At 68.9% G+C, this 17,463-nt stretch carries 15 protein-coding genes; 4 read left to right on the top strand and 11 right to left on the bottom strand.

The window, feature by feature from the left end; genetic code table 11:
- The first annotated feature begins 47 nt into the window (after positions 1–47).
- Together QHF89_RS00405 and QHF89_RS00400 are read left to right on the top strand one after the other, a co-directional pair.
- Positions 48–2,915: a penicillin acylase family protein gene (locus QHF89_RS00405; RefSeq protein ID WP_136965121.1), complete on the top strand. Its 2,868-nt coding sequence runs from the start codon at positions 48–50 to the stop codon at positions 2,913–2,915.
- 20 nt (positions 2,916–2,935) lie between these two features.
- On the top strand, positions 2,936–4,015 hold the full coding sequence (locus tag QHF89_RS00400) for an alpha/beta hydrolase family protein (RefSeq protein WP_136965120.1): 1,080 nt from the start codon (positions 2,936–2,938) through the stop codon (positions 4,013–4,015).
- Positions 4,016–4,040: 25 nt separating this feature from the next.
- Here the strand turns inward: QHF89_RS00400 and QHF89_RS00395 are convergent, their stop codons facing one another.
- Positions 4,041–4,634 (bottom strand): hypothetical protein, encoded by a 594-nt coding sequence (locus QHF89_RS00395; RefSeq protein ID WP_284719865.1) that lies wholly within the window; start codon positions 4,632–4,634, stop codon positions 4,041–4,043.
- A 102-nt stretch (positions 4,635–4,736) separates the two neighbouring features.
- Positions 4,737–6,278, bottom strand: a complete 1,542-nt coding sequence (locus tag QHF89_RS00390) for an AMP-binding protein (protein WP_136965119.1) — start codon at positions 6,276–6,278, stop codon at positions 4,737–4,739.
- A gap of 124 nt (positions 6,279–6,402) precedes the next feature.
- Between QHF89_RS00390 and QHF89_RS00385 the strand changes: the two genes are divergently transcribed.
- Complete coding sequence (locus QHF89_RS00385) at positions 6,403–7,179, top strand: biopolymer transporter ExbD (protein ID WP_136965118.1); 777 nt, start codon at positions 6,403–6,405, stop codon at positions 7,177–7,179.
- Here QHF89_RS00385 and QHF89_RS00380 read toward each other — a convergent pair.
- The 8 genes from QHF89_RS00380 to QHF89_RS00345 form a co-directional block, all read right to left on the bottom strand.
- Positions 7,163–7,675, bottom strand: a complete 513-nt coding sequence (locus tag QHF89_RS00380) for a DUF2085 domain-containing protein (RefSeq protein WP_136965117.1) — start codon at positions 7,673–7,675, stop codon at positions 7,163–7,165. The two genes, QHF89_RS00385 and QHF89_RS00380, sit on opposite strands and share 17 nt — an antisense overlap.
- Complete coding sequence (locus QHF89_RS00375; protein ID WP_136965116.1) at positions 7,615–8,547, bottom strand: uracil-DNA glycosylase; 933 nt, start codon at positions 8,545–8,547, stop codon at positions 7,615–7,617. The genes QHF89_RS00380 and QHF89_RS00375 overlap by 61 nt, the downstream gene beginning before the upstream one ends.
- A 12-nt stretch (positions 8,548–8,559) precedes the next feature.
- Positions 8,560–9,522: a thioredoxin-disulfide reductase gene (gene trxB / locus QHF89_RS00370; RefSeq protein ID WP_136934059.1), complete on the bottom strand. Its 963-nt coding sequence runs from the start codon at positions 9,520–9,522 to the stop codon at positions 8,560–8,562.
- A gap of 98 nt (positions 9,523–9,620) precedes the next feature.
- The gene (locus QHF89_RS00365) at positions 9,621–10,421 is read right to left on the bottom strand and encodes a hypothetical protein (RefSeq protein WP_136965115.1); all 801 of its coding nucleotides are present in this window, start codon (positions 10,419–10,421) and stop codon (positions 9,621–9,623) included.
- A 97-nt stretch (positions 10,422–10,518) separates the two neighbouring features.
- A complete protein-coding gene (locus QHF89_RS00360; RefSeq protein WP_136965114.1) occupies positions 10,519–12,066 on the bottom strand; it encodes an OmpP1/FadL family transporter in 1,548 nt (515 codons plus the stop codon).
- Between the two features lie 34 nt (positions 12,067–12,100).
- Complete coding sequence (locus QHF89_RS00355; RefSeq protein ID WP_136965113.1) at positions 12,101–13,768, bottom strand: MXAN_5187 family protein; 1,668 nt, start codon at positions 13,766–13,768, stop codon at positions 12,101–12,103.
- Positions 13,769–13,784: 16 nt separating this feature from the next.
- On the bottom strand, positions 13,785–14,552 hold the full coding sequence (locus QHF89_RS00350; protein WP_136934055.1) for a cupredoxin domain-containing protein: 768 nt from the start codon (positions 14,550–14,552) through the stop codon (positions 13,785–13,787).
- Positions 14,553–14,727: 175 nt separating this feature from the next.
- A complete protein-coding gene (locus tag QHF89_RS00345; RefSeq protein WP_136965112.1) occupies positions 14,728–15,177 on the bottom strand; it encodes an STAS/SEC14 domain-containing protein in 450 nt (149 codons plus the stop codon).
- 125 nt (positions 15,178–15,302) lie between these two features.
- On the opposite strand from QHF89_RS00345, the gene QHF89_RS00340 reads away from it, so the two are divergent.
- Positions 15,303–16,403 carry a hypothetical protein gene (locus QHF89_RS00340; protein ID WP_136965111.1) on the top strand — a complete coding sequence of 367 codons (1,101 nt, stop codon included), beginning with the start codon at positions 15,303–15,305 and terminating at the stop codon, positions 16,401–16,403.
- A 15-nt stretch (positions 16,404–16,418) separates the two neighbouring features.
- Here the strand turns inward: QHF89_RS00340 and QHF89_RS00335 are convergent, their stop codons facing one another.
- The gene (locus tag QHF89_RS00335) at positions 16,419–17,453 is read right to left on the bottom strand and encodes a hypothetical protein (RefSeq protein WP_136965110.1); all 1,035 of its coding nucleotides are present in this window, start codon (positions 17,451–17,453) and stop codon (positions 16,419–16,421) included.
- Positions 17,454–17,463: the final 10 nt, after the last annotated feature.

Here is a 17,463-nt window from a genome sequence, read left to right as displayed (position 1 = left end):
CGAGCCAAAGACCCGGCAGGCTAGTCCGGGAAAGAGGAGACCTTCCCATGCATGAGCCTCGACGCTTCCCGATCGCCCGGTTCTTCAGCTTCGTCGCCCTGACCCTCGCGCCCCTCGCCGCCGGCTGCTCGGACGACCCCGCCCAGACGCCCCCCCCGCCCGCGGGGGATCCCTTCGGGCCGATCGGCGAGCGCGCCGATCTGCCCGTGAGCGAGCGCGTCCAGATCGAGAACCTCGCTTCGCCCGTGGACGTCGTGCGTGACACGGACGGGCGGCCGCACATCTTCGCGTCGAGCTTCGAGGACGCGATGCGCGTGCAGGGCTACCTCGTGGCGCAGGACCGGCACCTGCAGATCGAGTTTTACCGCCGCGTGTCCGAGGGCCGGCTCGCCGAGATCCTCGCCGACGCGGACGCGAGCGTGATCGACAACGACATCGTGTTCCGCAGCCTCGGCCTGCACCGCGTCGCGAAGAAGCAGTACGAGACGCTCGGGGCCGAGGAAAAAGCCCTCGTCGACGCGTTCGCCGACGGCGTGACCCAGCACTTCCGCGCGCTCCGGAACCGCGAGGCGGCGCTGCCCGCGGCGGCCTTCCTCGTCCCGGTCGATGCGTTCACCGACTTCACGGGCCCGGACGCGCTCGCGATCGCGCGGCTCCAGTCGTACCTGCTCTCGCACTCGGCCGACGCCGAGCTCGCGGACACGATCTCGATCCAGACGCTCGGGAAGGCGTTCCCGAGCAATGCGGGCGATCCGCTGGTCGCGGTGCGGAGCGGCATCCTCAAGGAGCTTTACCGCTTCGCGCCGTACGAGCCGGCGACGACGACCACGGGGTATCCGATGGGCCAGGGCGGCGCGAAAACCCCCGCGCCCTCCCCTCTCCTGCCCGACCTCGGCGCGCGGACGGAGCGGTACCGCGAGGCCCTGCGCAAGGTGAAGGATCTGTTCGCGCCCGAAGGATTCGGCTCGAACAACTGGGCCGTCGCGGCGGGGAGGAGCGACACGGGGCACGCGCTGCTCGCGAGTGATCCGCACCTGACGCTCGCCGCGCCCTCGATCTTCTGGCCCGTCGCGATGGAGGTGACGCCGAAGGATCCGGCGGCGCGGGTGAAGGTCTCGGGGCTCGCGTTCCCCGGCATCCCGGGGATCATCCTGGGGCACAACGAGCACATCGCCTGGGGCGCGACGGTCGCCGGCTACGACGTGACCGATCTCTACGCCGAGACGATCACGCCGGATGGCAAGTCGGTCGTGTTCGGCGGGAAGAATGTCGCGATCGAGACGATCGACGAGGTGATCCAGATCCAGGCCGGCGCACCGTACACCTACAAGGTCCCGGTCGTGCCGCACCACGGGGCGATGCTGCCGGAGATCCTGCCGGATCACACGGTGGCGCCGCTCGACCCGGCGAAGGGCGCGGTCAGCGTGCGCTGGACCGGCGACGAACCGACGAACGAGCTCGCGGCGATCCTCCACCTGTTGAGGTCGAAGAATGTCGACGAGGCGAAGCTCGCGCTCGACGGTTTCCAGGTCGGCGCGCAGAACTGGATGATCGCGGACACGCAAGGCAACGTGCTCTGGACCTCGCACGCGAAGCTGCCGACCCGCGCGCCGGCGGCCGTCGCGTGGAGCCCCGCGACGTTTTCGGGCACGATCCCGTGCCTCGTGCTCCCGGGCGATGGCTCGGCCGAGTGGACGGGCGCCTTGCCGGATCACCTCGTTCCCTGGGAGAAAAACCCCGCCGCGGGCTTCCTCGCGACGGCGAACAACGATCCGATCGGCGACTCGCTCGACGGCGATCCCTCGAACGGCACGCTCCCCGACGGGACGCCGATGTACCTCGGGTGCTCCTGGGACATCGGCTTCCGCGAAGGTCGCATCCAGGAGCGGCTCGCGGGGCTCGACAAGGCGACGCCCGAGGATCTCGCGAAGATCCAGGGAGACGCGAAATCGGCGCTCGGCTCGCGCCTGACGCCCGCGCTGATCGAGGCGATCGAGCGGGCCGAAGCGGAGCGCAAGACGCCTGGAACGCACCCGGATCTCACGGCCGTGGTGGCCGATCTCAGCTACGACCCGGCGGCGATCCAGAAGGTGCACGCGCTGCTCACGGCGTGGGGCACGGAAGCCGGCTACGAGGCCGCGAGCGGGATCGATCCGGAGACGAACAAGCCGCTCCCGGAGGAGGGCGAGACGGCGATGGAGGCGCGCGCGGCGCAGGCGACGCTCGTGTTCAACGCGTGGCTTCTCAGGCTCGTCGAGCGCGTCCTGGGGGACGAGCTCGAGCATGCCGGCCGGCCCTTCGTGCCGCGGGATCAGAAGGCCAAGGCGATCCTCGCGATCACGCGCGACACACCCGCGACGCTCCCGACGTACGACCCGATCACGAAGGAAAGCGCGCTCTGGGACGACATGGCGACGCCGGCGATCGAGACGAAGCACGAACGGATCGTGCGCGCGCTCCTCGACGCGCTCGGGACGCTCGTGGAGGACGTCGGCGCCGACATCGGCGCCTACCGCTGGGGCGCACGGCACCGCGTCCGCTTCGAGGCGATCCTCCCGGTCCTCGGCCAGCTCTCGATCCCGCCGCTCGGCGACCCGGTTTTTCCGGACGGTTTTCCGCGACACGGCGACAACTTCTCGGTCGACTCGTCCGACTTCTCCCTCACCGCCCGGCTCGACGTGACGCCGCGCTACGACTACGATTTCGGCCCGACGCAGCGACTCGTCGTGGACCTCGATCCGGAAGGTCCGCGTGCATGGAACGCGCTGCCGGGGGGCGTGGTGTGGGACTCGCAGAGCCCGCATTTCCGCGACCAAGCCGAGCTCTGGCGGAAGAACCAGACGCGGCGGGTCCCCTTCTTGCTTCCCGAGGTGGTGGCTGCGGCCGAGTCACGAATGGTCGTGACGCGGAAGTAGCCTCCCCAAAGGAGGGCGGGTTGGTCCTGCGCCGCATCCTCACGAGCGCTGCGTCCGGGTTCGACAAGACCGTCGGCACGGCGATGCTCGTGCGGGGGGACATGATCCGCTCCTTCGATCCCGCGGGCCTCGGCCCCGAGGCCCGCATCGACCTGCTCTCCACGATCCGCGCGATCTACGACAAGCCCGAGTTCTTCACGGCGCCGAGCTCGTTCTTTGGGGAACCAACGATCCCCCACGTCGAGCTCGCCCGGGTGCGCCTCCTCGGCGGGCCCGATCCCGGCATGGTGCTCGACGCAACGTGGCCGAGCGAGTTCGAGCCGCTCGAAGCGAGCGTGCGCACGGACTACCTCTGCCACACGCTGAATCGCACCGCGACGGCGCGGCTGTTTTTGCACGCTACGCCCCGCCCGGTCGTGATCCTCGTGCACGGCTACCGGTGCGGGGCGTTCGCGCTCGAGGAGCGGCTCTGGCCCGTGCCCTGGATCTTCGAGCTCGGGCTCGACGTGGCGATGGCGGTCCTGCCCTTCCACGCGTGCCGCGCGCCGAAAGGGACGGCGCTCTTTCCCTCGCCGGACATGCGCTTCACGATCGAGGGGTTTCGCCAGGCGATCATGGATCTCCGCGCGCTCGCGGCGCTCCTCTGCGACCGGGGCGCGTCATCGGTCGGCGTGATGGGCATGAGCCTCGGCGGCTACACGACGGGGCTCTGGGCCACGATCGACCCGACGCTCGCGTTTGCGGTGCCGATCGTGCCGTGTGCGTCGATCGCCGACGTGGCGCGCGCGGTGGGGCTGCTCGTCGGCACGCCGGAGCAGCAGGCGGCGCAGCACCAGGCGATCGAAGCGACGTTACGCGTGGTGAGCCCGCTCGGTCGGTCCGCGTTGATCCCGTCGGAGCGATTCCTCGTCGTGGGAGCGGCGGGCGATCAGATCACGCCGCTCGATCACGCGCGGCGCATGGCCGAGCATTTCCACGCGCCGCTGGAGACGTTCCACGGCGGGCACCTCTTGCAGTTCGGCCGGGCGGACGCGTTTCGCGCGGTGCGGCGGATGCTCGCGCGGATCGGGATCATCGAGACGCGCCACGCCGCGGCGTGACGCGTCTCTCCCCATCAACCGGGGCTCACAGCACGCACTTGTCGGTGCCAACGCCCGTGCAATCGGCGTCGGCCGTACACTCGCACGCGCCGCTCGTGGTGTTGCACTTGCCGTAGCCGCCGCAGTCCGCGTCGGTCGCGCAGCCCGCGCCGGCGCAGTACTTCCCGCCGCTGTCGTCCTCGCCGGTGCACTTCAGCGGCATCGTGCAATCCGCGTCCGCCATGCAGGGCGTAGCGCAGATCTTCATCGAGCTCTCGGTCAGGCACTTGTTGTTCGGCAGCGCGCCGCCGAACGTGCAATCAGCGTCGGCCTTGCATTGCGGGGCGCCACACACGCCCTCGTCACACGTCCAGTTGTTCGGGTAGTCCGCGCCGGGGCAGTTCGGCACGCCCATTGCACAGCAATCCGCCGGCATCGCGCACGTCTTGCCGCAATAACCAGCCGAGGGCCCGCCGCCGCCCATGCCGCCGGTGCCGCCCATGCCGCCCATGCCGCCGCCGCCCATGCCGCCGGTCGCGCCGGAGCCGCCGCTGCCGCCCGAGCCGCCCGTATCGTCGCCGCACGCGGCGAGGCCCAAGAAGCTCATAGAAACCACGGCAAGAATCGAAAGCATTCGCATGTGAAGTCTCCTTTGAATCCGTGGTCATTCCACGGATGTCTACCGACGCCGCTCCCTGACACGAGGGGGCGTCGAGGTCAAAACTTCCCATGCGTAACGTCGTTACGATTCGGTCCGCGACATATTTGCGACCGTCCCCCTCACAATTGCCTTCACGAGTTCGGGCTTGACGACCTTTCCAAGTGCATTGCGCGGAAGCGACATCACCACGATGACCTCGCGCGGAACCTTGTACAGCGCCATTCGCTCTTTCGCCCAGCCGCGCAGCACCTCCGGCGCGCATTCCGCGGCACGACCCGGCGCGGCGACGACGACCGCGACGACACGCTCGCCCCACGCCTCGTCGGGCAAACCCACGACCGCGACCTCGGCGACGGCCGCATTTTCCCGCAGCGCCTCCTCGATCTCCAGGGCCGAAAGCTTGTACCCGCCGCTCTTCAAGATGTCGACGCTGGTTCGTCCCAGCAAACGTAGGTAGCCATCCTCGGCGCGCTCGGCCACATCGCCGGTACGGAACCAGCGGCCCTCGGCAAACGCATCCTGCGTGGCCTGCTCGCGGCCAAGGTACCCCTTGAACACGCTGGGCCCGCGAATCCAGAGCTCGCCGGGGCCCCGTTCGAGGTCATTGCCCGCCTCGTCGACGATCCGCGCCTCGACCGAGCGCGGAGGCAAACCCACCGAGCCGGAGCGCCGGCCCGAAGGATCGAGGGGGTTCGTCGCGCCAACCCCGATCTCGGTCATGCCGAAACGCTCGAGGGGGATCGTGCCCGTGACGGCGCGCCAGCGCTCGGCGAGGGTGACGGGGAGCGCGGCCGAGCCGCTCGTCGCAAGGCGCAAACCACGCGCGCCGCTCGCCCACCGCGCCCGCGTCGGCTCGTCGGCCGCGTCGAACGCCTCGAAGAGCTTCTGGTACATCGTGGGCACGGCCATCCAGACCGTCGGCGGGTTTGGCCCGCAAAACGTCTCCCACACGCGCCGCGCCTCGAAGCGCGGGAGCAGCCGCGCCGCAGCGCCCGCGAGCAGCGTGGTGAGCAGCGAGATCCCGAGGCCGTGCAGGTGATGCAGCGGCAGCGCGTGGAGCAGCCGATCGCCCTCGCCGAACGCCCACACCTCGCGCAAAATCGCGGCCTGCACGTCGACGTTCGCGTGCGTGATCATCGCGCCCTTGGGTTTGCCCGTGGTGCCGCTCGTGTAGAGCAGGAGCGCGACGTCGTCGGGTTCGAGCGGGGCCGCGTCGCCCTCGGGCCGCGGGCCGTCAGCGAGCGTCTCCGCGAAGAGGACGCGGCGGCCTTCGCAGAGCAAGGCGCCACGCTCGTGCTGATCCTCGGAGACGATCACCGCGGCCGCGCGCGCGTCCTCGCCGAACCAGGCGAGCTCGGCAGGCGGATAAAGCGGCGAGAGCGGCAAGGCCACGCCGCCCGCGAGGATCGTGCCGAAGAAGGCTTCGAGCCAGAGCGCGCCGGGCGAGACGAGGATGGCCACGGCGCGGCCTTCGAGCGAAGGCGCGCCCTCCGTGAGCGCGAGCCGGACGCGCTGGGCGCGATCCCACAGCTCGGCGAAGGTGCGGCTCCGCGCGTCGTCCTCCACGGCGAGCCGCTCTTCGTGCTGGAAGCTTGCGAGGCGCGTGACGAAGGGAGAGGGCATCGTGAACTCGGGGCTCGATTCGAGGGGCCGAACGGCTTGTCCGCGCGGAAGCTACCACGCCCCGTCGCCCCGAGGACGCCGCTTCCTTTCTCCCGGGGCTTCGGCTTCGGTACACTCCGCCGCCATGCACTCCCGCGTCCCTGTCCTCGCCTCGCTCGCGCTCCTCGTCGCGACGACGCTGACCGCCTGCGGCGACGACAAGTCCAAGACGGGCGCCGCCCCGAGCGCGACCGCCTCCGCCGCAGCAGCACCGACGGAACCCGCGCCGCCGCCCAAGCCGAAGACGATGCCCGCGCTGATCGTCGACTCGCTCGGCCCGTACATCGGCCAGATCCGCGTCGACATGAAGCAGGAGAAGTGGCCGGAGAAGCTCACGGCGGCGGTGAAGGATCTCCCGATCAACGGGCAGCAGGTCACGCTGATCGCCGAGAAGAAGGCGCGCACGCCGGACGTCGCCGCGGTCGTGGCCGAGCTCGGCCGCGCGGGCGCGCCGACGATCCTGATCAAGACCGACGGCCGCGACGACGTGCCGAAGGAGCTGCTCGTCACGCCGCCGGACAAGGTGTCGAACCCGCCCGGCTGCTCGGTGACGGTGATGGTGCTGAAGGACCTCTCGACCGCGGTGTGGCCGTTCAAAGGCGGGCTCGGCAAGAAGCAACGGAAAGGGTTCGCGGGGCCCGATCTCTCGAACACGGGCGACGCGATCAAGAAGGACCTCGCGATCTGCGACTCGTCGTTCGCCTTCTTCTCGGCCGACGACACGGTCTCGTGGGAGATGGCCTATAACCTCGCGGGCACGCTGAAGGTCGTCGATGAGAAGAGCGACAAGAAGAAGATCGAGACGCTCGTGCTCCTCGGCGAAGCCCCCGTCGCAGGCAGGGCCGTCACGCTGAAGAAGTGACGCGCGCAGGCCTCGCGAGGTGCTCGCGCGCGAGCGCGAGGATCCCCAGGGCAAACACGTGCCCCCACAAGACGCCCGTCGCGAGCCGCGCCGGATGGAAGAGCGGGCGCAGGCGGAGGTCCTGCGTGATCACGTCGGCCAGCATGATCACGCTCGCGATGAACCCGTAGCCGAGGCACGCACGCACGCTCCATCGCGGCCGCGGGAACAACCCCGCCGTCACGAACCCCGCGAAGATGCCGGCGCAACGGCTGCAAAGCGGCATCAGCACGCCGGCGAGCGCGAGCGTGCGCTCGGGCTTGAGGTGACACACGGGCGCGAAGAGCAGGTAGAGGAGCTCGCCCATCTCGGGGCTCGTCACGCGGCGCGCGAAGGGCGCGAGGAACGGCGCGACGCCGACGAAGCAAAGCAGCCCGCGGAGGACACGCTCGAGCGTCAGCCCCGCGCGGGCGGCTTCTTGCCGAGGCGCGCCATCACTTCCTGCAGGTCGGTCCATACTTCGCGTTTCGCCGACGGCTGCCGGAGCAGGTAGGCCGGATGGAACGTCGGCATGACGGGAGTCCCGCGGTACATCTTCCACTTGCCGCGCAGCTTCGTGATGCCCTCGGTCGTGCCGAGCAGGCCCTGAATCGCCGTCGCGCCGAGCGCGACGATGTACCTCGGCCGCGCGAGCTCGAGCTGCGAGGCGAGGTAGCCCTTGCACGCCTCCATCTCGTCGGGCTGCGGCTTGCGGTTCTCCGGAGGCCTGCACTTGACGATGTTGCAGATGTAGACCTCGCCCGGCCGATACCCCATCGCGGCGATCATCTTGTCGAGGAGCTGCCCCGCAGGACCGACGAACGGCTCCCCCGCGAGGTCTTCCTCCACGCCCGGTCCTTCGCCGACGAAACAAAGCTCGGACAGCGGGTTGCCGCGGGCGAACACGGTCTGCGTGCGCCGCTCGGCGAGGCGGCAACGCGTGCAGGAGGCGACCTCGGAGGCGAGGACGCGGAGCTGCTCGATACGCGCCTCGGGCGTGCGGGCCTCGGGGCGCGCTGCGGCAGGGCGCTGCGGCCTCTCGGCAGGCGGCGAAGGCGGCACGTACTGCGGCACCTGCGCGCGCTCGGGCGGCGGCGTGAACTGCGCGGGCTGCGCGAAGGTCGAGTCCGAGGGGACGGGGCGACGATCCGCGACGGGCGCAGCCGCGCGCGGGTTGGGCGGCGGCGGCGCGGCGTGCGGTTCGGCCGCGGGATACGCAGGTTCTACGTCACGCGCAGGCGCGAGAGGCAAACCCCACGCGCCCGTACTGTCGTACCACTCGACGAGCGCGCGCACCGAGGTCGCGATCTCGAAGAGCTCGTCGCGCGGATCGGCGTGGGGCTCGTCCATCGAAGGCCTGCGTCAGTGACTTCCACCTTCTTGCTGCAAGAACCGCTCGGCGTCGAGCGCGGCCATGCAGCCGGTCCCCGCGGCCGTGACCGCCTGCCGGTACGTCCAGTCCTGCACGTCGCCCGCGGCGAACACGCCGGGCACGCTCGTGCGCGTCGAGCCGGGCACGGTCTTCAAGTAGCCGTTCGGGTGCGTCTCGAGCTGCCCGACGAAGAGCTCGGTCATCGGCGTGTGGCCGATCGCCACGAAAAACGCCGCGGCCGGAATGGACGACGTTTCGCCCGTCTTGAGGTTCTTCGCGACGATCCCCGTGACCTCGTCCTTGTCGACGCCGAGCACCTCGTCGACGACGTGGCTGTAGAGGATCTTGATCTTGGGGTTCGAAACGACGCGCTCGATCATCGCCTTGCTCGCGCGGAACTCGTCGCGGCGATGCACGAGCGTGACCGAGGAGCAGAGGCCCGCGAGGTAACTCGCCTCCTCCATCGCAGTGTCGCCGCCGCCGACGACGGCGACGTCACGGCCGCGGTAGAGCGCGCCGTCGCAGACCGCGCAGGCGCTGACGCCCTTGTTCTTGAGCGCCTCTTCGCTCGGCAGGCCGAGGTAGTTCGCGCGCGCGCCCGTCGCGACGATCACGGTCTTGGCGAGGTAGAGCGTCTCCTCGACCCAGACCTTGAACGGCCGCGCCGAGAGATCGACCTTCGTCACGTCCGCCGTCACGATCTCGGTGCCCTGGTGCTCCGCCTGATCGCGGAAGCGCTGCATCAGCTCCTGGCCCGTGACCTTCTGCGGAAAGCCCGGATAGTTCTCGACGTCGGTCGTGAACATGAGCTGACCGCCGGGGATGAGCCCGCCCGCGTTGAACCCCTCGATGCAGAGCGGCTTCAGATTCGCGCGCGCGGCGTAGATGGACGCAGTCAGGCCCGCAGGGCCCGAGCCGATGATGATGACGTTGCGGACGGGTGTGTCGGTCATGCTGGCCCGGGTCATAGCGAAGGCGCGCGGCCGCGTCGATACGCGCGCGCCACCCGGACGAACGGAGGCGGGAAGGAGCGGCCGATCGGGGCCGAGGACTACTTCTTTTTCTTCTTCTTCGTGTCCTTCGGCGGCGGCGGCGGCTCGGGGGCGAGGCTGCCGTTGTACTCGCGGGCGACGTCGTGGAGGTACGACTCGCTCGTGAGCTTCGGGAAGTCGGAGGCCGAGATCTTGTCGGTGGCCATCCGGGTCGCCCTGTCCGCCTCGCGGCGCATGCCGTTCAGCGCGCTCTGGTAGATCCAGGTGCCGATCGCGCCGACGATGACGCCGCCGATGATGATGGCCGTCGAGCCCGCCGTCGGGATGATGGGATCATCCTTCGTGACCGCCGCGGCGATGGCCCAGCCACCCATGATGCCGTAGCCGACACCCGCCACGATCATGCCCGTGGAGCGCTTGCCGGCGTTGTCCTTGATGCCCTTCTCGTAGACGGCCATCGACTCCGCGTGGTTGTCGCGGATCTCCACGATGCGCTCCTCGAACGCATCCTCGAACGCCTTGTCGCGCGCGATGTGCAGCGCGCTGAGCACGTCGATCTCCTGCCGGCCCTGGTAGACGCCCCAGGCGTAGCCACGGCGCGCGACCTGCTGGTTGCCGTAAATGCGGCTCGATCCGACGAGGCGACCCGACGCGTCGCGGACCTCCTGCTCGCCGAGCTCGACGCGCTCCGTGGTCGTGTACGTGAAGCTTTCGCCCTCGACCTTCAGGGGTTCGCCCGTCTTTTTGTGCTCAAACTTATAGTCGTATTCGTCCGGGGCCGTCGGCGGCGGCTTGGGAATGGCACAGCCGACAACCGCCAAACCCAGCCCAACCACCATCAACGATGCACGCGCGTTCATCCCTTCCTCCCGGACAAGTTCGTCCCCATGCGACGATAACCGTGGCAATGAAGCGCGCTGGCACGCCGAATGTCAATGTTCTCCGTACCCAGAACGTTCAGAACCGGTACGTGGCGCCGAGCGCGACCTCGTTCAGGCTCGACTCGAGCCGCCCGCCATTGACGTTGTGAGGGCTGCGATAATTCGTCGTCGCGTCACCGGAGAGGCCGTAGACCTCGCCCCGGCCGCCGTTGTCGAGCGGCTCGAAGAAGGTGTGCTGGTAGGCGAGCGACACGTCGACGGGCCCGAGGCGCACGCTGCCGCCGCCCCCCACGCCGACACGGGCTCCGAGGTGGAAATCCGGGTTCAGGTAGGCAGGGTCCTGCCCGTTCGTTTCCAAAAACCCGCCGGCCCGGACCGCGAGGAAGCCCGGGATGACCACGAAGTCGCCGCCGAACCGCACGCCGAAGACGTTCTTCCACTTGTGCGGGATGTCGGCGTTCTGGGGGATCTCGCCGGGCGTGCCGTTCACGCGGATGCCCGGATCGAAGCGGACCTCCAGGTTGTCGACGACGCTGTTGTGCGCGTAGGTGAAGTCGACCTCGATGTCGAAGAGGTCGTCCGCGAGCGGGTCGCGCACCTTGGCGCCGACCTTGGGCACGAGCGAGCCCGCGCGCAGCGGGTGGTGGTAGCGGAAGCCGAGGCGCGCTTCGAGCGGGATCCTGAACTTGAGCGTGCCCGCGTCCTCGTCCTCGGTGATGTTGCAGTTCGCCGGGCCCGCCGGACAGGGGTTGTCGTTTTTCTGGCCGCCCGCGCGCCAGTAGAGCGATTCGAGCTTCACGCCGGTGCGCGTGGAGATCGCGTCCTGCCACTTGAACCACGCGCCGAGGTCGAGGCGCTTGTGCGGCGAGGCGAGGACACCCACGACGACGCCGGGCACGAAGCCGTCGAAGGCCGAGAGCGTCGACTTCACCTCCTGGTTGCCGGCGAAGTCGTCCCTCGGGATCTGCGAGGTCGCCTCGGTGAAGTTGACGAAATCGATCGAGGCGACGCCCCAGATGAAGCCCGCGCCGACGCTGAGCCAATCCTTGATCGCGTAGCTCACGCTGAGCGTCGGGTTGAAGATGAGCGAGTCGCTCTCGATGAGCAGGTGGCGCTGCGGCGCGGGCTGCGTGGTCGAGAGGCCGAGCTGGTTCGTGTACGGGATCGACTCGGGCCAGACGATCTTGCCGACGCCGTGCGGGCCCATGACGGACAGGCCGATCGCGAGCTTCTGCGTGATGCGGAAGTTCGCGGCGATCTGCGGGTTCGGGAAGGGCGAGGTGTCGGAGCAGACCGGGTCGGAGGGGCCGCCCGCCGCGCCGGGGCCCGGGATGCCGCCGCCCGGCGAGACGGGCTGGCCGTTCACGTCCCTGCGCGAGAAGCAGGTGTTCATGAACATGAGGTGCGCGCCGACGTGCACGCCCGACTTCTGGAACGCGAGGCCCGCGGGGTTGAAGTACGCAGCGAGCGGATCGTCGGCCCGCGCGACGTAGGTCGCGCCGCGGCCGAGCTGCACGACGCCATTGTCCGGAGAATCGAGCCCCGAGGAGGCGCGCGCGACGCCCGCGCCCCCCAGCAAGACCGACCCCACGAACGCCCCCACGACGAGATTCCTCGCGCCCATCGCTCTGCCGCTCCTGCCGATTTCGATGCTGGTTTTACTTGTTGACCGGCGAGGCCTTCAGCGCAGCCTTGCCTTCCTTCGCGTACACCGTGAACTTCACGCGCGTCACGCCGTGACGCTGCACGAGCGCGTCCTTGTTGCGCTGCAGCGTCGACTTGAACTTCTCGAACGTCATGCCCGCCGTCTGCTCGCCGCACTGCTGCTTCATGGCGACGAACTCTTCGTAGACCTTCTGCCACTCGGTCAGCTCGTCGACCTCGTCCCCCTCCGCCGCAGGCGCCGCAGGCTCGGCTGCGGCCGCCTTCGGCAGCGGAGGCGGCGCCGCGGCCGGCGCGGGCGCGGCCTCGGGCTCCGGCTCGGGGATCGACTCCACCGGGTCCTGCGTCGTCGAGCCCGGGCGCGGCTTCGGCTTCGGGAGCGCCTTGGGCAGCGGCTTCGCGGGGGAGGGAGAGCTGTTCGGGACCGGGATCGCGGTCGACGAGGTCTCGCCGGGGCCGGGCACGGCGAACGCGCTCATCGTGGGCGCGGCCGGGATCGGGCCGAGGACCTGTTCGAGATCGGCGGCGCGACGCGGCGCTCCGCCCTTGGCCGCGATCTTGTCGATGCCGTCGTTGACGTCGGAGGCGATCTTCTTGTACGCGCCGCGGAACTTGCTCGGCGCGAGCACGTCGACCTCGCCCTTCGCGAGGCGGATGGCCTCCTTGCCGAAGGTCGCGAGCGGCTGCGTGTGCTCGAGGACCGAGAAGAAGACGCCGACGCCCGCGAGCGCGAGGATCGCCGCGATGACGAAGATCGTCGGGACGTTCTTCTTGTCGGTGTCGTCGGCCTTGTTGAGGAAGTCGAGCGGCGAGTCGACGGCGACCGCGAGGCGACCGACGGCATATCCCGCGCCGAGATCCCAGGCCTCGCCGGGCATACGCGCGTAGACGACGCCGAGGTGCGAGGCGATGACACGCGGCTCGCTGCGGCCCTTCTCCTGGTAGTCCTTGTTGTCTTCGAGCTGCTTCAGATCCTGCGTGATCTGATCGAGGTTCGCCTTGTCGAACCCTTCGGGGGCCCAGGACGCGACGCGCGCGCCGTCGGCGTAGAAGCCGACCGCGGAGCCCGTGCGCTTCGAGACGCCCTGCGCGAACTTGTCGTCGACGATCTTCACGCCGATGACCGCGCCGACGGGCTCGCCGTTGACCTCGGCCTCGACGGGGCGCGCGACGACGCGATAGATGCGGCCCTTCCAGACCCACGCATCGTCACGGATCCAGCCGTGCAGCGCGTCGGCGACGACGGGGTAGCCGCCGAGCTCCCAGTCCTCGGCGTGCTCGATGCCGACGGAGGCGATGACGCGGCCGCTCCCGTCGACGGCCCAGAGCGCGTCGAACTTGAGCTCCGCGGGGACGTCGCCGTCGAGCTTCTTCAGCGACTTCTTGGCCTCGTCGCGGATCTCGCGGCTCGGCTTGGCCTCGGGCGTGGCCTTCGCGAGCTGCCCGCGGAGCTCGGGCGCGAGCGCGATCGGGATGAGCGCGCTCGAACGGTTGCGCGCGTCGTCTTTGAGGTACCAACCGACGGCGCTCGAATCGGCGGCGAGCGAGTCGCTCATCGCGCGGAGGCCGGAGCGGTTGTACATCTGCGCGGCGAGCATCAGCGTGAACGCCGACACGCCGAGCAGGATGGCGAGGGCGAGGTACCAGAAACGGGACAGGATCATCGGCTCGTCTCCGCCTTCACTTGCTCGGGGTCACAGCGACGACGAGGGGCGCCTTGAGGGGCTGCTCGGTCGGGAAGGGCGTGATCACGACGTCGAGCTCCTGGCCCACGGGCTCGCCGTTGAAGTACGCGCGCAGCTTGTGCGGGCCGGGCTCGAGATCGATCGCGAAGTCGCCCTTGCGATCGGGGTAGGTCGAGGCGATCGCGCGCGGCTCGACGACGACCCACGAGCGGACGCTCGGCGCGAACTGATCACGAATCTCGTACTTGCCGGGCCCGGGCGGGGTCCACGAGCGGCTCTTGTTCGGCGCGGTCTCGACGGCGCCGAAGCCCTTGTTTCCCGTGTCGTAGAGCTTGTGCGGGAAGGGGTCTTTGTTCTCGAAGTTGATCTGCTGGCCCTCGGGCACGACGATCGTGACGGGGCTCGTGCGGCCGCCGGCGATGCTGACGGAGACGGGCACCTTCTGCGGTGTGCCCTTGTCGCCGAGCGCGACGATCGCGAGCTCTTTCGGCAGATGCCCCGTGAGGGTACGCACGTCGGGCCGCACCGTCGGGGAGGGCTCGCGGAAGGTGTAGCGACGAGCGTTCGGGTCCTTCGCCTCGTTCCACACGGGGTTCAGGAGCTTGTCGGCTCCGCTCAGCTTGCCCTTGGCCGTGACGGCGGCAAACGCAACGCCTGGGACGGTCAAGAGCACGAGCGCGACGGCCCCTCGGCGGAGCAGGCCGCGCAGGCGGCCGGAGTGGCTCGCCTTCGCCTTGGAAACGAGCGTGTCGAACGTGTCCATCGGAAGGGGGAAGCTACCGGAATGGCAGGGCAAACGGAAAAGAAAAGCCGCCACAAAGGACGGCACGCTTGCCCTGTCACGCGAGCGTCAGAAGGGTGGCGTGAGGACGGCGGGAGGCGCGGACGTGGGCGGGCGCGCGACGGGTTTTGCTTGACAGAGGCGGGGGAGTGATCCGTCAGGCGGCGCCTTGGCGGAGCGTGTCGAACCAGGCGCGGGCGGCGACGTCGTCGTCGAAGTAACGCACGGGGGCGTCCGCGATTTCGAGCTTGAGGAGGCGCGCGGCGCGGACGAGCGTCTCGGAGAGCATGCGCATGCGGTAGCTCGCGCCGACGACGGCGGCGGCGCGGACCATGCGCGGGTTGAACTGTCGGTTGAACTCGAGGCCGGCGCTGACGCTGATACGCGTGAAGGGCACGGAGGCGTCCGTCATGGAGAAGAGCCCGCCGGTCCGTGCTGCGGCCTCGTGGGTGAACGCGAAGACACGCTTGATTTCGTCGGCGGTCAGCTCACGGACGAGGCGAAACGAGACGATGTCGGGTGGCTCGAACCGAGCGACACCCGGAATGAGGTCGATGGGGGCGTCGAGGGAGTGCCCTGGCTCCCATAAGCCGTAAGCGTTAGCCATTACACCGGTTGTAGCATGAGTGACGGCGAGGTGGTTCGCAGGCGTGCAGGGCTCCCCGAGACAGGCAGCGGGAATGGGCCGAACAACCAAACGTCGGCCCCCCGGAAGTGATAGATACGGATCTCATGTCCCGATGGCGCGAGACTTTGGTACCGATTCTCGTTCTCTTTTCCCTCCAGTCGATCACCGCATCTGCGTGCGGCGGCCCTGATTCATCCGCTGCGACTGCGTCCGGCAGCGGGGCAGGAGGAGCGGGGGGGACAGATGGCGTCGACGAGGTGATCGTGGGAGCTGGAGGGTACGCGCCTCCCGATCCACCGGGTCCCAGGGATCCCGACGCAGTCGTCAAGGCCGCGATTTTCAGAGAGAGCTGCTACTTTCTCAGCCTTTATCCGCCTCCTGAAGTCAACCGGAGGATCATGGAGATCTATGATATCGTGCAATACGATCCTCTGAAGCGCGCGCTCGATGAGCGGGTCTCATGCTTCAAGGACAAGAGCAACGGGTGCAAGGCCGTAGAGGAGTGCCTCGGCGTCGCGAAGAGGATGGGGCACCCGTGCAGCGATTTCGCATGCGTCGACGGCGTCGCGACCCGCTGTTCCGAGGGCACCGGACTCGACGACTTGCTGGATTGCGAATGGCTCGGCCTGGAGTGCCGTGGTGAAAGCCCGTGGTGCTACTCCGCTGGTGAGCCGTGCGATTCGACCTATGCCGCCAATTGCAAGGATGGCGTGCCCTACGAGTGCCGGTACGAGCGAGTCACCCGTGGACTCGACTGTCCCGCCTACGGGCTCCAGTGTTACGCATCCACGGATGGCCCGTACGACATGGCGGGCTGTGGAATTCCGTTCGAGGGGAACTGTGGCAGCGTCGCGACCGAGGTCGCATTCAGAGCGCTCGACTGGCATAGCGGCCTGAGCTGCGTCGATTCCGCCACGGTGATGACGTGCTTTGACCGGAGCCAGTTGCCGCGCGATTGCACGACGGTCGGCGAAGGCTTCACGTGTCAGCCGGCCAAGGACCTCGCGCTGGAACAATTTGCGTATTGCGGACTGGCGTCGGAGTGTCAACCCGGAGATCCCAGGGTAGCGACGTGCGAGGGGGATTCCCTTGTCGTATGCAACGCCGGGCGAGTCGAGAAAATCGACTGCAAGAGCCTGGGCTTCGATAGCTGCAACGCTGAAAAAGGAACGTGCAGCCCCGCGATTCGCGACTTCGACCTGTAATCGGGGTCGTTCGACTTACTCAGCCACCACCGGCTTGCAGCAAAACACCGCCGGATCGATCGCCTTGATCTCCCCGGTCACCGCGCCACCCGAGGCAATGCACGTCCCGGGCTCGTTCTGGGCCCAGGACGCGCTGACACCCTGGATGTTTGTCGACATGCCTGGATCCGCACACGAGCCCATCTCGTCCACGGGCGCGGCAATCATGGTCACATCCCCGCAGTCAGCCTGCTGATGCAGGTTCACGACCGAAAGACACACCGCATCCCCTGCCGGCGCGCATTCACAAGGCGTGCATCCTCTCCCTTCGTCGACATCCGCATAAAAGACGAACGACTCCGGGAATCCCGCAGGGCACGTCGCCCCCTCCGGCGTCGCGCCCTCAAGGCGGACGCACGAGCGGAACCGCGACGGCAGCTCGTCCTCGCGAATGCCGCAGGGCTCGCCAGGCGGACACATCGCATCGTCCGCATGGCGACATGCTCGCGCCGTCGTCTCCCACATCGACGACGAGCCGAAATGCGGCGGTGGGGGGAGCGGATCCTCCGCGACGGCGCATCCGGTGACCTCGGTCGGCTCGAAGGAATAGGAGCCGACGTTCGAGATAGGAATCGAAGACGCTTGACAAGCGCCGTCCCATGCGGGGGGAGGATCCGCCGCGCCGAGGATCGGACCCGTGCACGCGTCGCCCCCCCGCGCATGGACAGGCCCGAAGGAGCAGACCGGGTCGGTGCACCGGCATTCGGGGCACGCGTGCGGCGCCACGATGCCCGCGCCGCCGTTGAAGTCCGCCTTGGGCAACCCCTTTGGGCAAGCGGGCACCGTGCGCTCTTCGCCGAACCAGAGCGCCACCGGGACGGCTTTGATGCCCAAGGCCACGTCGGCGCACGCCGCGCCGCAGGCCATGGGCTTCTTCTCGTCGTTTTCGTGGCACGGATCGGGGTTACCGTCCTTGTCCTTGTGGTCCCAGTCGGGATCCTCGCAGGTGAAGACGTACGACTTGTTGTCCTCGTCGTCCGCGTCCCAGCACGCGTTACAGGCCAAACCCATGAAAACACAG

It is taken from the genome of Polyangium sorediatum (assembly GCF_029946465.1).
Lineage (GTDB): Bacteria > Myxococcota_A > Polyangia > Polyangiales > Polyangiaceae > Polyangium > Polyangium fumosum.
The sequence above is the reverse complement of the archived record's forward strand: the minus strand, read 5'-3'. Positions and strand labels throughout refer to the sequence as shown.

Bases quoted from the DNA above. Each gene is read 5' to 3' on its own strand.
- QHF89_RS00365 (WP_136965115.1), bottom strand. From the start codon at position 10,421: ATGAACGCGCGTGCATCGTTGATGGTGGTTGGGCTGGGTTTGGCGGTT.
- QHF89_RS00355 (WP_136965113.1), bottom strand. From the start codon at position 13,768: ATGATCCTGTCCCGTTTCTGGTACCTCGCCCTCGCCATCCTGCTCGGC.
- QHF89_RS00380 (WP_136965117.1), bottom strand. From the start codon at position 7,675: ATGGACCGACCTGCAGGAAGTGATGGCGCGCCTCGGCAAGAAGCCGCC.
- QHF89_RS00335 (WP_136965110.1), bottom strand. From the start codon at position 17,453: ATGGGTTTGGCCTGTAACGCGTGCTGGGACGCGGACGACGAGGACAAC.
- QHF89_RS00390 (WP_136965119.1), bottom strand. From the start codon at position 6,278: ATGCCCTCTCCCTTCGTCACGCGCCTCGCAAGCTTCCAGCACGAAGAG.
- QHF89_RS00360 (WP_136965114.1), bottom strand. From the start codon at position 12,066: ATGGGCGCGAGGAATCTCGTCGTGGGGGCGTTCGTGGGGTCGGTCTTG.
- QHF89_RS00385 (WP_136965118.1), top strand. From the start codon at position 6,403: ATGCACTCCCGCGTCCCTGTCCTCGCCTCGCTCGCGCTCCTCGTCGCG.
- trxB (WP_136934059.1), bottom strand. From the start codon at position 9,522: ATGACCGACACACCCGTCCGCAACGTCATCATCATCGGCTCGGGCCCT.
- QHF89_RS00375 (WP_136965116.1), bottom strand. From the start codon at position 8,547: ATGGACGAGCCCCACGCCGATCCGCGCGACGAGCTCTTCGAGATCGCG.
- QHF89_RS00345 (WP_136965112.1), bottom strand. From the start codon at position 15,177: ATGGCTAACGCTTACGGCTTATGGGAGCCAGGGCACTCCCTCGACGCC.
- QHF89_RS00350 (WP_136934055.1), bottom strand. From the start codon at position 14,552: ATGGACACGTTCGACACGCTCGTTTCCAAGGCGAAGGCGAGCCACTCC.
- QHF89_RS00395 (WP_284719865.1), bottom strand. From the start codon at position 4,634: ATGCGAATGCTTTCGATTCTTGCCGTGGTTTCTATGAGCTTCTTGGGC.
- QHF89_RS00405 (WP_136965121.1), top strand. From the start codon at position 48: ATGCATGAGCCTCGACGCTTCCCGATCGCCCGGTTCTTCAGCTTCGTC.
- QHF89_RS00340 (WP_136965111.1), top strand. From the start codon at position 15,303: ATGTCCCGATGGCGCGAGACTTTGGTACCGATTCTCGTTCTCTTTTCC.